At 62.9% G+C, this 13,901-nt stretch carries 11 protein-coding genes; 10 read left to right on the forward strand and 1 reads right to left on the reverse strand.

Annotation, left to right across the window (positions count from 1 at the left end; all coding sequences use genetic code 11):
- Positions 1 to 59 precede the first annotated feature (59 nt).
- The 10 genes from ABD819_RS06775 to ABD819_RS06820 all read left to right on the forward strand — a co-directional run bounded on the left by ABD819_RS06775 (position 60) and on the right by ABD819_RS06820 (position 12,462).
- Entirely contained in the window at positions 60 to 740 is a 681-nt protein-coding gene (locus tag ABD819_RS06775) for a response regulator transcription factor (protein ID WP_345122377.1), read from the forward strand.
- 136 nt (positions 741 to 876) lie between these two features.
- Positions 877 to 2,253: a sensor histidine kinase gene (locus tag ABD819_RS06780; protein WP_345122379.1), complete on the forward strand. Its 1,377-nt coding sequence runs from the start codon at positions 877 to 879 to the stop codon at positions 2,251 to 2,253.
- A 292-nt stretch (positions 2,254 to 2,545) separates the two neighbouring features.
- Positions 2,546 to 2,776: a hypothetical protein gene (locus ABD819_RS06785; protein ID WP_345122381.1), complete on the forward strand. Its 231-nt coding sequence runs from the start codon at positions 2,546 to 2,548 to the stop codon at positions 2,774 to 2,776.
- 33 nt (positions 2,777 to 2,809) lie between these two features.
- The gene (locus ABD819_RS06790; protein WP_345122383.1) at positions 2,810 to 3,175 is read left to right on the forward strand and encodes a four-helix bundle copper-binding protein; all 366 of its coding nucleotides are present in this window, start codon (positions 2,810 to 2,812) and stop codon (positions 3,173 to 3,175) included.
- Positions 3,176 to 3,222: 47 nt separating this feature from the next.
- Entirely contained in the window at positions 3,223 to 3,519 is a 297-nt protein-coding gene (locus ABD819_RS06795; protein WP_345122385.1) for a hypothetical protein, read from the forward strand.
- Positions 3,520 to 3,583: 64 nt separating this feature from the next.
- Positions 3,584 to 4,741, forward strand: coding sequence for an efflux RND transporter periplasmic adaptor subunit (locus ABD819_RS06800; RefSeq protein WP_345122387.1), 1,158 nt, complete (start codon positions 3,584 to 3,586; stop codon positions 4,739 to 4,741).
- Positions 4,742 to 4,902: 161 nt separating this feature from the next.
- Positions 4,903 to 8,064 carry an efflux RND transporter permease subunit gene (locus ABD819_RS06805; RefSeq protein ID WP_345122389.1) on the forward strand — a complete coding sequence of 1,054 codons (3,162 nt, stop codon included), beginning with the start codon at positions 4,903 to 4,905 and terminating at the stop codon, positions 8,062 to 8,064.
- Positions 8,065 to 8,255: 191 nt separating this feature from the next.
- Positions 8,256 to 9,674: a TolC family protein gene (locus tag ABD819_RS06810; RefSeq protein WP_345122391.1), complete on the forward strand. Its 1,419-nt coding sequence runs from the start codon at positions 8,256 to 8,258 to the stop codon at positions 9,672 to 9,674.
- 97 nt (positions 9,675 to 9,771) lie between these two features.
- Positions 9,772 to 10,092 carry a DUF202 domain-containing protein gene (locus tag ABD819_RS06815; RefSeq protein WP_345122393.1) on the forward strand — a complete coding sequence of 107 codons (321 nt, stop codon included), beginning with the start codon at positions 9,772 to 9,774 and terminating at the stop codon, positions 10,090 to 10,092.
- 189 nt (positions 10,093 to 10,281) lie between these two features.
- Entirely contained in the window at positions 10,282 to 12,462 is a 2,181-nt protein-coding gene (locus ABD819_RS06820) for a bifunctional alpha,alpha-trehalose-phosphate synthase (UDP-forming)/trehalose-phosphatase (RefSeq protein ID WP_345122396.1), read from the forward strand.
- Positions 12,463 to 13,009: 547 nt separating this feature from the next.
- Here the strand turns inward: ABD819_RS06820 and ABD819_RS06825 are convergent.
- Complete coding sequence (locus ABD819_RS06825) at positions 13,010 to 13,606, reverse strand: carboxymuconolactone decarboxylase family protein (RefSeq protein ID WP_345122397.1); 597 nt, start codon at positions 13,604 to 13,606, stop codon at positions 13,010 to 13,012.
- Positions 13,607 to 13,901 lie beyond the last annotated feature (295 nt).

Raw genomic sequence — 13,901 nt, forward strand, 5'->3', positions numbered from 1 at the left:
GCAAGCTCAGCATGACGTTCTGGGGAATTCCGAAGTAGTTTTATTGCCATTCCCTTTCCATGAAACTACTACTCGTTGAGGATGAGCCCAAGCTCGCCACGTTCGTCAGCAAAGGCTTTCGGCACGAAGGCTACGAGCTGGACGTGGCCTACGACGGCCGCATGGGCCTCTCGATGGTGCGGCAGCAGCCGTACGATTTGGTAATTCTGGACGTGAACCTGCCCCACATCAACGGCTTCGAGCTGTGCCGGCTCATCCGGGCCGACTACCCGCGCCTGCCGGTTCTGCTGCTCACGGCCCTCGATAGCCTCGACGATAAGGTGACCGGCTTCGAGGCCGGGGCCGATGACTACCTCGTCAAGCCCTTTGAGTTCAAGGAGTTGCTGCTGCGGGCGCGGGTGCTCACCCGGCGCGGCACCGAGGCCGTTGCCGTGAAGCAAGTGCTGCGCCTGGCCGATTTGGAGCTGAACCTCAACACCAAGGCCGTAACCCGCGCCGGCCAGCGCATCGAGCTGACCACCAAGGAATACGGCCTGCTCGAATACCTGCTGCTGAACCGCAACCGGGTAATTTCGCGCGTCGATATCGCCGAGAAAGTCTGGGATTTAAACTTCGATACCAATACCAACATCATCGACGTGTACGTGAGCCACCTGCGCAAGAAGATGGACAAGGGGTTTGGGATGAAGCTGATTCATACCGTGGTGGGCATGGGCTACGTGGCTCGGGAAGGCGGGTGAAGTCGCAAAAGAACGGTCAGGCTGAGCTTGCCGAAGCATCTCTACCGCGCAAGTAAATAATTACTACTGCGGTAGAGATGCTTCGGCAAGCTCAGCATGACTGTTCTTCCTTGCTCGTTCTGCTTACACTCGATTCATGCTGATTCGCAATAAGTTGATTCTGCGCTTTACGCTGCTCGTGCTGGCCATTCAGCTCGGGTTTTCGGCGTTTGTGTACTACTTCCACGCGGCGGCGCGGGAGCAGCGTTTCACGCGGCGGCTGGCGGGCAAGGCCATTATGACGGCGCGCCTCCACCTGAGTACGGCACCCGCCGACTCGGTCGGGGCCGTGCGCCGGGCCTTCAGCCGCAGCGATTTGCTTACCATCGAGCAGGAGGAAATCAGCATTTACGCCCCCGATAACCGGCTGATTTACGTGAGCGCCGATACCGTGCCGCAGCTAGCCAACCTGAGCCAGCTGCCGCGCCTGGCCACGGGCGCGCCGCTGGTGCGCTTCCGCACCGGGCCGCTCGATGCCGTGGGCTTCACCTACGGGCCGGCGGGGCAGCCCTACCGGCTGTTTGCGGCCGGCTACGATGAGTTGGGCTGGGCCCAGCTGGCCAGCCTGCGGCTGATTTTGCTGGCCGGTAACATGGGGGCGCTGGTGCTCATTATTCTGGCCGGCTGGTACTTCGCCGACGAGTCGCTGAAACCCATTGCCCGGGTGGTGAAGCAGGTGAAGAAAATAACCGCCCGCGAGCTGAGCCGCCGCGTGGACGAAGGCAACGGCACCGACGAAATCGCGCAGCTGGCCATCACCTTCAACCAGATGCTGGGCGGGCTGGAGCAGGCGTTCGAGGCCCAGCGCAGCTTCGTGAGCCACGCCTCGCACGAGCTGCGCACGCCCCTCACCGTGGCCCTGGGTACCCTGCAAACCGCCCTGGCCTACGACCAGACCCTGCCCGACGCCCAGGAAAGCATGGCTTCGGCGGTGGAGGATTTGCGCCAGCTCGTGGGCATCACCAACGGGCTGCTGGCCCTGGCCCAGGCCGGCGAGATGGGCGGCCGCCGCGAGCCCGTGCGCCTCGACGAGTGCCTGACCCAGGCCGTGGCCCAGTGCCAGGCCCGCCACCCCGGCCGCCTGGTGCAGGTGGCTTTCGGCGATGTGCCCGACGAGCTGGATACGCCTTTTGCCGTGGCCGGCAATGCCCAGCTCCTCACCACGGCTCTGCTCAACCTGCTCGATAATGCCTGCAAATACTCGGCCGCCGAGGTGCGCGCCACTCTGGGCTACGCCAACCCCGAAACCGTGCAGGTGGCCGTGGCCGATACCGGCATCGGCATCGCCCCCGATGATTTGGCGCGGGTGTTCGAGCCCCTGTACCGCGCCGAAAATGGCCGCCAGCAGCCCGGTTACGGCATCGGCCTGGCCGTGACGCAGAAAATTGCGCAGCGCCACGGCGGCACGCTGACGCTGGCCTCGAAGCCGGGGCAGGGTACTACCGCCACGCTGCGTCTGCCGGTGGTGGGGTGATGTCTGGGAGAAGGGTATGGGGGTAGGAGGGTAGGAGGGTAGGAGGGTAGGGGGGTAGGAGGGTAGGAGGGTAAAAAGGAACGTCATGCTGAACGCAGTGAAGCATCTCTACCGCAGCAGTAAATCCGACGATTGGATTACTCCCACGGTAGAGATGCTTCACTGCGTTCAGCATGACGTTCCTTTTTTCACCCTACCCGCCAAGCACATTTTAATGTTTTTTAATCTCGCGTTCAGGCCAGGTTAATACCGGTTCAGGTCCTTTGTAGCCAACACTGCCACTGGCGTTGCTATGAAGAGAACCGCTCAAACCCGTCCGCGCATGCTGCTCTACCTGTTGGTGGGGGCGCTGGTGCTGTCGACGGCTTTCAACTTCTACTGTTTGCTGCGGCTCGAAACGCACGCCTTCGACCAGGCGCTGGAGGCCCAGCTGCGCGTGCCGGCCGCCCTGCTGCTGCCGCCCGATTCGCTGCGGCCGCCCGCCGCCGCGCCGGCCGATTCGCTGCTGGCCGTTCGCCCCTGATACCTCACGCTATTCTTAACCCAGCCCACCACCATGCTTTCGCCTTCCTATTCAACCGCTCCGGCAAATCCCGAAATGCTGCCCCGCCAGCAGGCGCTGCTCGATGCCCTCTTTACCTGCGTCACGGCCTGCAACGAGTTCATTGCCTATAGCTGGAACGAGCCCGACCTCCCGAGCCGGGCGCGCAGCATGCGCCTGGGCCGCGACTGCGCCGATTTGTGCCAGCTGGCCGGCGTGTTCGTGGCCCGGGGCTCCGAGCACTTCCGCTACATCCTGCGCGAGTGCGCCGAGCTGTGCCGGGCCTGCGCCGACGAAACCACCCAGCACCCCGGCAGCCTGAGCCGCCGCTGCACCGAGGCCTGCCGCATGGCCGAAGACGCCTGCCGCACCAGCTACTAGCGCCCCGCTTTCTCGCCCTTCTCACCCATCCTTTTCCCGCCCTTGCCATGACGACGACCAGCTTCTCCGCCCTTCCGCCCGCCGCCCAGTGGCAGGCCGTTATTCAGCTGCGCTGCGACATGGTGCGCCGTCTGGGCCGTTCGGCGGCCTCCATCTCGTGGTGGCACCGCGCCATTCTGGCCGCCGACCCGGTGCTGGAATGGTCGGCCGACCAGCACACGGCCGTTGTGCGCCGGGGCCAGACGCTGCTCGATTTCATGGCCCGTTGCTACCTGGTTACGCCCCGCGCCTCGGCCGCCACGCCCGATGCCGTGGACGAGGAGCTGCTGGCCCTGCTGCCCTGAGCCGGCGGGCCGGCGGCCCTTTTTCTGTCGATTTTTTCCCTCCGTGGACCCCACTATTCTTTTTATGCTGATTACCTCTTTTCGCCGCTTGCGCCCCGTGCTGTTTCTGCTGCTGCCCGTGCTGGGCGGGGCCGCCCTCACCGGCTGCGGCAACGGCGAAGCCAACACGCCCACTAAAGACGACCAGCCGCTGGAGCTGCCCGTGGTGCGCCTCGCCGCCCACGATACCGTGCTGACCCGCGAGTACGTGGCCGAAATTCAGGCCGTGCGCAACGTGGAGCTGCGGGCCCGGGTGAAAGGCTACATCGAAAAAATCTTCGTCGATGAAGGTAAAAAGGTGAAGAAAGGCCAGCCGCTGTTTCAGATTTCGGCCGCCGAGTACCGCACCAAGCTGGCCCGCCTGCACGCGGGCCTGAGCAACGCCATTGCCCAGGCCCGCGTGGCTGCCCTGCAGCTGGACCGCGTGAAAATGCTCACCGCCAAGAACATCATCACCGCCTCGGAGCTCGACGTGGCCCGGGCCCAGCTGAACGCCGCCGAAGCCAACGTGGCCCAGGCCCGCTCGGCCCAAAGCAACGCGGCTCTCATGCTGAGCTACACGCTGGTGCGCGCCCCTTTTGATGGGGTGGTGAACCGCGAGCTGCTGAAAGTGGGCAGCCTCGTGGACGATGGTACGCTGCTCACCACCGTGTCGGATGCCAGCCAGGTATTCGCCTACTTCAACGTGTCGGAAGCCGATTACCTGGAGTTCATCAAAACCCGCGCCCAGGACTCGGCCCGCAGCACCAACAAGGTGCGGCTGGTGCTGGCCGACGGCTCGCTCTACACCCCGCCCGGCAAGATTGAAACCGTGGAAAGCGAGTTCGAATCCAATACCGGTGCCATCGCCTTCCGCGCCCGTTTCGGCAACCCGAAGCGCATTCTCAAGCACGGCGCGACCGGCAAGGTGCGCCTCGCCAACACCGTGGCCGATGCCGTGCTGGTGCCGCAGAAAGCGGTGTTCGAGCAGCAGGACAAGTATTATGTGTATGTGCTCAATGACAAAGGCATTGTGCATCAGCAGAGCTTCATGCCCCAAAGCCGCCTGGCCGCTTACTACGTGGTGAAATCGGGTTTGAAACCGGGCGAGCAGGTGGTGTGCGAAGGCATCCAGGACCTGCGCGACGGCACGCACATCGCCGGCCGCGCGGTGACGCTGAAAAGCGTGGCGGCGAACGAGTAGACGCTTCGCATCGCACTAAAAGAACGTCATGCTGAGCGCAGCCGAAGCATCTCTACCGCTTCGCTGCAATGACGGTTAGTTTTCCAGGATTACTACTGCGGTAGAGATGCTTCGGCTGCGCTCAGCATGACGGGCTGAACGACTAAAAACCCCACGATTCTATGTTCAATATCTTCATCCGGCGGCCGGTTCTATCGCTCGTTATTTCCCTGTTTATCACGCTGCTGGGGCTGGGGGCGCTGTTTGTACTGCCGGTCACGCAGTTTCCGGACATCGTGCCGCCGTCCGTGACGGTGCGGGCCAAGTACAACGGGGCCAACGCTGAAGTGTGCGCCAAGGCCGTGGCCACGCCGCTGGAGCGCGCCATCAACGGCGTGCCGGGCATGACCTACATGAACACGGTGACGACCAACAACGGCACCACGCTGGTGGAGGTGTTCTTCGAAGTGGGCACCGACCCCGACTTGGCCGCCGTGGCCGTGCAGAACCGCGTGACCACCATCATCGACGAATTACCGGAGGAGGTAATTAAAGCCGGCGTGACCACCGAGAAGGAGGTAAACTCCATGCTGCTCTACCTGAACGTGGTGAGCGACGACAAGAGCGTGGGCGAGAAGTTTATCTACAACTTCGCCGATATCAATGTGTTGCAGGAGCTCAAGCGCATCAAGGGCGTGGGTTTGGCCGAGATTATGGGCTCGCGGGAATACGCCATGCGCGTGTGGCTGAAGCCCGACCGCATGCTGGCCTACAAGCTGGGGGCCGATGAGATTGTCACTGCCATTCAGGCCCAGAATATTGAGGCCGCTCCCGGCCGCTCGGGCGAAAGCTCGGGCCAGAAGGCCCAGGCCTTGCAATACGTGCTGCGCTACACCGGCAAATTATTCGAGCCCGAGCAGTACCGGAAGCTGGTGGTGCGGGCCAACCCCGATGGCTCGGTGCTGCGCCTGGAGGACGTGGCCGACGTGGAATTCGGCGCGCAGACCTACCGCATGACCTCCAAATCGGACGGCCAGGCCTCGGCCGCCATCATGCTCAAGCAGCTGCCCGGCTCCAATGCGTCGGACGTGATTGACGCCGTGAAAAAGCGCATGGCCGAGCTGCAAAAAACCAACTTCCCGCCCGGCATGCGCTACAGCATCAGCTACGACGTGTCGCGCTTTCTCGATGCCAGTATTCATGAAGTGCTGCGGACGCTGGCCGAGGCGTTTTTGCTGGTTTTTGTGATTGTGTTCCTGTTTTTGCAGGACTGGCGCTCGACGCTGATTCCGGCGCTGGCGGTGCCGGTGGCGCTGGTGGGCACGCTGTTTTTCATGAAAATAATGGGCTTCAGCATCAACCTGCTCACGCTGTTTGCGCTGGTGCTGGCCATTGGCATTGTGGTCGATAACGCCATTGTGGTGGTGGAAGCCGTGCACGCCAAGATGCACGAGGAGCACCTGAGCGCGATGGACGCCACGCTGGCGGCGATGGGTGAAATCGGCGGGGCCATCATTGCCATCACGCTGGTGATGTCGGCGGTGTTTATTCCGGTGTCGTTCATGAGCGGGCCGGTGGGCGTGTTTTACCGGCAGTTTTCGCTCACGCTGGCCATTGCCATTGTCATTTCGGGCGTGAATGCCCTGACGCTCACGCCGGCGCTTTGCGCGCTGCTGCTGAAAGAGCCGAAAGCTGATAGTGAGCGCACGGGCCTGATGGGCCGCTTCTTCGCCGGCTTCAACCGCCGCTACGAAGCCTTTGCCGACCGCTACCAGGGGCTGGTGCGCGCGGTGGCTTCGCGCCGCCTGATTACGGTGGCGATGCTACTGTTTTTCTTCGCCGCGACCTGGGGCGTGAGCCGGATTCTGCCCACCGGCTTCATCCCGAGCGAGGACCAGGGCATGGTGTACATCAACGTGACCACGCCGCCCGGCGCCACCGTGGAGCGCACCCAGCGCGTGCTCGATAAGGTGCAGCGGGTGGCCAGCAAGCTCGGCCCGGTAGAGTCGGTTTCGACCCTGGCCGGCTACAGCCTGCTGAACGACGTGTCGGGCGCCAGCTACGGCATGGGCATGATTAACCTCGCCGCCTGGGACAAGCGCGAGCAGTCGACCACCGACATCATCAACGAGCTGAAAGCCAAAACGCGCGGTATCACCGATGCCCAGATTCAGTTCTTCACGCCGCCCACCGTGCCGGGCTTCGGCAACGCTGGCGGCTTCGACCTGCGGGTGCTGGACCGCACCGGGCGCGGCGATTTGCAGCAGACCGCGCAGGTTACCCAGCGCTTCATTAAGGCCCTGAATGCCACGCCGGCCATTGAGGGCACCTTCACCGGCTTCGACCCCAACTTCCCGCAGTACCTCATCCACCTCGATACCGACCTGGCCGCCAAAAAAGGCGTGACCGTGGAGCGCGCCATGGGCACGCTGCAAACCCTGATGGGCGCGAACTACGCCTCCAATTTCATCCGCTTCGGCCAGATGTATAAGGTGATGGTGCAGGCCCTGCCCAACGCCCGCACCCAGCCCGAAGACGTGTTGAAGCTCTACGTGAAAAACGACCGGGGCGAGATGGTGCCCTTCGCCACGTTCCTGCGCCTGGAGCGCGTGTACGGCCCCGAGCAGCTCACCCGCTACAACATGTACACCTCGGCCCAAGTGAACGGCGACGCCGCCCCCGGCTACTCCTCGGGCGATGCCGTGAAAACCATTCAGGCCGTGGCCGCCAAGGAGTTGCCGCGCGGCTACAGCTACGAATGGAGCGGCATGACCCGCGAGCAAATCATCTCCGGCAACCAGGCGCTCTACGTGTTCGGCGTGGTGCTCATTTTCGTGTACCTGCTGCTGGCGGCGCAGTACGAGAGCTTCCTGCTGCCCCTGCCGGTACTGCTGAGCCTGCCCACCGGCATCTTCGGGGCCTTTCTGGCCCTCAAGCTGCTGGGTCTCGAAAACAACATCTACGCCCAGGTGGCGCTGGTCATGCTGGTGGGTTTGCTGGGTAAAAACGCCATTCTCATCATCGAATTCGCGGTGCTGCGCCGCAAGGAAGGCGCATCGGCCCTCGACGCGGCCGTGGAAGGCGCCCGCTCCCGCCTGCGTCCCATTCTGATGACTTCCTTCGCTTTCGTGGCCGGCCTCATTCCGCTCTGCATCGCCGATGGCGCGGGCGCAATGGGCAACCGCTCCATCGGTACGGCCGCGGCCGGCGGCATGTTCATCGGGACGATATTCGGGGTTATTCTGATTCCGGGGCTGTACGTGCTGTTTTCGCGGGGCAAGAAGGAGAAGGAGGTGGAGAAGCCGCTTTCGGAAGACGAAGTGCGGGAGGCGGCCCACGCGTAACCTCACGAGACCCCTATGGGGCCGGCCCCCTCTCCAAAAAAGAGGGGGAGCCAGACGATTGTAGCACATGCTTCAGCTTGTGTATCGAAATTTCAACCTGATTTATGTCATTGATTCGCTCTTTTTTCTTTCTAAAAATCCCACTCCAAAGTCGTCAGGCTCCCCCTCTCCGCGGGAGAGGGGGTCGGGGGGTGAGGTTGACGTTAGGTGGCATCCTGCTTTTCTTAACGAGCTGCACGGCCTCCCTGCCCCTCGTCACCACGCCCCGCGCCACGGCCGTGCCCACCGCCTTCCAGAACCCGGCCGCCGACACCGCCACCATCGCCCGGCTCGACTGGCAGCAGTTCTTCGCCGATTCCGCGTTGGTTTCGTTGATTGACACGGCCTTGCGGGCCAATCCCGACCTCGGCATTGCCCTGCAACGCGTGGAGCAGGCCCGCGCCGGCTTGCTGGTGGCCCGGGGTGCCTTATTTCCGCAGGTGAGCGCCGGGGCCGTGGGCAGCTTCGACAAGTTTGCCGACTACAGCGGCGTGGGCAACTCCGATACCAACGACGGCCTGCGCCAGCTGCCCAGCATCGTGCCCGACCTGTTTCTCGGTTTCCGCAGCACCTGGGAAATTGACCTGTGGGGCAAGCTCCGCAGCCGTCGCAAAGCCGCCTATGCCCGCCTGCTGGCCACCGAGCAGGGCCGCCGCCTGGTGCAAACGCAACTCGTGGCTCAGGTCGCCAGCGGCTACTACGAGCTGCTGACCTACGATAACCAGCTGGCCGTGCTCGAAAAAAACCGCGCCTACCAGGAGCGCGCCCTCGAAGTGGTGAAAATCCAGAAGCTGGGCGGGCGGGCTACCGAGCTGGCCGTGCAGCAGTTTGCCGCCCAGCTGCTGCGCACCCGCAGCCTGGCCGCCGAAGCCCGCCAGCGCATCGCGGCCTCCGAAAACACCCTCAATCGCCTGCTGGGGCGCTACCCGCAGCCCATCCGGCGCGGCCGGGTCCTCACGATGCAAACGGTGCCCGCGGCCGTGTCGGCCGGCATGCCCGCCGCCATGCTGCTGCGCCGGCCCGATGTGCAGCAGGCCGAGCTCCAGCTAGTGGCCGCCCGCGCCGATGTGGCTGCCGCCCGCGCCGCCTTCCTGCCCTCGCTCACGCTGGGGCCTTACTTCGGCATTAATGCCTACACGCCGGCCCTGCTGCTGAGCACGCCCGGCTCGCTGGCCTATGGCCTGCTGGCCGGCGTGGCCGCCCCGGTGCTCAACCGCAGCGCCGTGCGGGCCGGCTATGCCCGCAGCGCCGCCGAGCAGCGCGCCGCCTACCTCAACTACCAGAAAACCATCCAGACCGGTTTCGAGGAAGTGACCACCAACCTGCGCGGCCTCGAAAACTACCGCGAAGTGGCCGACCTGCGCCAGCAGGAGGTCAACGCCCTCACCAATGCCGTGGCCACGGCCAACGACCTCTACCGCGCCAACTACGCCAACTACCTCGAAGTCATCACCGCCCAGCGCAGCGTGCTCGATGCCGAGCTGAACCTGACGGCCGTCCGCCGCCAGCAGTTCCTGCTGCTCATTGACCTCTACCGCGCCCTCGGCGGCGGCTGGACGGTGGCGCAATAACCGCCAGAAACGGATTACCCGCGCTTTTGCCAGCCCGCGCCGGCAAAAGCGCGGGTAATCCGTTTCTGGCGGCCGCTATTACGTACATCTTTTTCCTATGCCCACTTTGCCCCAGCCGCCTGCGCTCCATCTTACACTCCGCGACGAGCTGGCGCTGGAACGCACCAACCTGGCCAACGAGCGCACCTGGCTGGCGTACCTGCGCACGGGCATGGCGCTGGTGATTGCGGGTTTTTCGCTAATCAATTTTTTTCGGGAGCATGTTTTTGTGTGGATAGGAGCCTTTTTCGTGCCGTTTGGGCTGGCCTTGGTTGCGCTGGGCTGGGTCCGGTTTCGGGCGAAGCACCGGCGCATCAATGCTGCCCTGCGGGCCCGGCAGGTACGCGAAGCTGCCTATACTTCACCGGTTCCGGTCTGACCGCCCTAGGCGGTCTGACCGGTTGTCGTCAGGGCGAAATCGTAATCACTTCAATCGAACTCACTTCAACCGGTCAGACCGCTTAGGGCAGTCAGACCGGTGATTCCGCCACGCTGACAGTTAGAACGGGCCTCTGCCTGTTCCTTTTTTCTCTCACCCTCTGCCTTTGGCTGCCTCAGCCCTTCTGCTATGTCAAAAACGATTATTGTTTCTAACCGCCTCCCCACCAAAGTTCAGCGCACCGACGACGGCCTTACTTTTCAGCCCAGCGAGGGCGGCCTGGCCACTGGCCTGGGCTCCATCTACCGCCAGGGCGACAACGTGTGGGTGGGCTGGCCCGGCCTGTTTGTGCACGACGAAGCCGAGGAAAGCGTCATCACCCAGGAGCTGCACGCCGATAACATGGCCCCGGTTTTCCTCACCGAAGATGAAATCAGGGACTATTATGAGGGCTTCAGCAATTCCACGCTCTGGCCCACTTTTCATTATTTCACCGAGTTTGCCACTTACCTCGACGAGCACTGGGCCGCCTACGTGGCTGTGAATCAAAAATTTTGCAAAGCCGTGCTGGCGCAGTCCGGCCCCGACGACATCATCTGGGTGCACGACTACCAGCTGCTGCTGCTGCCCGAGCTGCTGCGGCGCGCCCGACCCCGGGCCACCATCGGCTTCTTCCTGCATATCCCGTTTCCTTCCTATGAGCTGATTCGGGTGCTGCCCTGGCGCACCGAGCTGCTGCGCGGCATGCTGGGGGCCGATTTGATTGGCTTCCACACCTTTGGCTACATGCGGCACTTCCTCAGCGCGGTGTCGCAGCAGCTGGGGCTGCCCAACCAGAACGGGCAGATTGAGACGCCGAGCCACACCGTGCGCGTCGATGCTTTCCCGATGGGCATCGACTACGAGCGCTACGCCACGGCCGCCGCTTCGGCCGAAGCCCAGGCCCACATCGCGGCCTACCGCGAGGCCTTGCACGACACGCGCGTCATCCTCAGCATCGACCGGCTCGACTACACCAAGGGCATTCCGCAGCGCCTGCGGGCCTTCAACCAGCTGCTGGAGCGCTACCCCGAGTGGCGCGGGCAGGTGAGCCTGATTATGGTGGTGGTGCCCTCGCGCGACCAGGTAGCCCAATACGCTGACCTGAAAGTAGAAGTCGACGAGCTGGTGGGCCGCATCAACGCCCAGTACCGCACCATCAGCTGGAGCCCGGTGCACTACTTCTACCGCTCGTTTCCGCTAGCCGAGCTGGCCGCGCTCTACGCCATGGCCGACGTGGGCCTGGTAACGCCCCTGCGCGACGGCATGAACCTGGTAGCTAAAGAGTACGTGGCCAGCCGGCTCGACCACCGGGGCGTGCTCATCCTGAGCGAGCGGGCCGGCGCAGCCCGCGAGCTGTCTGATGCCCTCATCATCAATCCTACCGACACCCGCGCCCTGGCCGAATCCCTGCACGAGGCCCTGGTGATGCCCGACGACGAGCAGGAGCGCCGCATGCGCAATATGCAGGCGCTGGTGCAGCGCTACAACGTGTTTTCCTGGACCAAACTTTTTATGAACCAGCTGGCCTATACCAAGATGAAGCAAGAAACCCTGGCCACGGCCAACCTCGACGAAGCCGCCACCGCCAAGCTGCTGGCCGATTACCACGCCGCCGAACAGCGCCTGCTACTGCTCGACTACGACGGCACCCTGGTGCCTTTCCACCCCGACCCCACCCGCGCCGCCCCCGACCAGGAGCTGCGCCTGCTGCTGCGCGCCCTCACCGACAACCCGCAGAACCGGGTGGTTATCATCTCGGGCCGCGACCGTACCACCCTGCAGCAGTGGCTGGGCCATCTGCCGTTGCACTTCATTGCCGAGCACGGCGTGTGGCTGCGCGCCGCCGATGCCGACGACTGGCAACTCTTCCAGCCCCTGCGCAACGACTGGAAACGCGAGCTGCGCCCGGTGCTGGAGGTGTACGTGGCCCGCACCGCCGGCTCCTTCATTGAGGAGAAGGACTACTCGCTGGTCTGGCACTACCGCCGCGCCGATGCCGAGCTGGGGCCCGTGCGCGCCCGCGAGCTGCTCAGCCACCTCAGCTTCATCACCGCCAACACCGATTTGCAGGTGCTGGAAGGCAATAAAGTACTCGAAATCAAGAACGCGGGCATCAACAAGGGCACGGCGGCCGTGCGCTGGCTGGGCCAGTACGAGCCCGGCTTCATGCTGGCCCTCGGCGACGACCGCACCGACGAAGACACGTTCCGTGCCCTGCCGCCCGAGGCCTACACCGTGCGCGTGGGCTCGGCGCAGCACTCAGCCGCCCGCTTCCATATAGCTTCGCCTACGGACGTACGGAAGCTTCTGCGCCAATTGATTGTGTGAGAACGAGGTAGAGACGCGGCACTTCGCGTCTCGTCGTTGAACGATGCAAGTTGAACGACTAAAACCACGACGGATACTAACGACATCAGCAACGAATAAAGACACGATACTGTGCGTCTTTATTCGTTGCTGATGTCGTTTACAAGCTGGTTGAATCGGCTTTTTTAGCGTTAAGTTGTTAGTCATTAGTTATCAGTTATTGGTAGGATGACAATCATCTGACTGACAACTAACAACGAGCAACTGACAACCCGTTTACTTTTGAACGACTGCTTAGCTCTACTTTGGCAGGTTAGCGTGTTCTCACCGCAGAAGACGCAGAAGAGTCGCAGAAGAAACGCAGAGGCCGTTCTTCTGCGACTCTTCTGCGAAACCTTCTGCGTCTTCTGCGGTGAAAATAGCGGTATTGGAAGCCGCTGCAAGCAGCCGGTTATGACTTGCCAAAGTAGAGTTAGAAACGAGGCAGTATTCTTGGACCTCGCTGGCCGCGCCAAATGGCCAGTCTTCGTTCAACGACGAGACGCGAAGTGTCGCGTATCTACATCGTTCAGGCGTGCTTGCCGGGCGTCCAGCCGTGGCCGGCCAGCTGCTGCCCGCCCAGGGCCACGGCCCCGGGCTCCAGGTGCGTGCCCATCGAGTCGTTCCAGCGGTTGAGGTAGCCAAAGAGGCTGATGACGCCCAGCATTTCCACGATTTCACCCTCGTTCCAGTGCTGGCGCAGGTTGTGGGCAATGGCCTCGTTCACGGCGTTGGGCACGGCCGAGGCAGCCACAGCAAAATCCAGGGCCGCGCGCTCGGCTGGCGCGAAGGCGGCGTGCGTGGCGTATTCCCAGATGTGGTCCATCTGCTCCTGCTCGGCCCCGTAGCGGCCGGCGGCCAGCATGGTGTGGGCCTGGCAGTACTGGCAGCCGGCCGCCAGGCTGCTCACGTACCCGATGAGGCGCTTGAGGGCGCTGCTCACGCGGCCGTGGTTGGCCATCACGGCCTTGTTCAGCTCGATAAAAGCCGTGGCAATGGCCGGCCGATGCTGCATGGTGAGCACGCTGTTGGGGCAGAAGCCCAGCGTTTCGTTGAAAAAGGTGGCCAGCTGCGCCACTTCGGGATTGGCATCGGGTGGGAGGGGAGCTACGAGCGGGAGGGACATGGGAGGAAAAAAAGGGTGACGAACGGCTGCGCAAAGCTGCGTCAAAATAAATAGCGCTGCTTTGAACCGATGGACAGTAACCCCAAAAATAAAGAACCCCATGCTCAACCGGCTTCTGCTTGTCAAAGCATCTTCATCTGCTGGTTTACCAGAGCAGCTTAAGAGTGCATTTGCAGAGCTAAAAGTTGAGAGTTAAAAATCAGACGTAGTGCATCTTAACCTTTAAATCTCAACTTTTAACCCTGTATACTAACCTGAGAACCGCTGTATTGCCGTAGAGAAGTTTCGTCCGGCG

The organism is Hymenobacter antarcticus (genome assembly GCF_039539545.1).
Taxonomy (GTDB): Bacteria; Bacteroidota; Bacteroidia; order Cytophagales; family Hymenobacteraceae; genus Hymenobacter; species Hymenobacter antarcticus.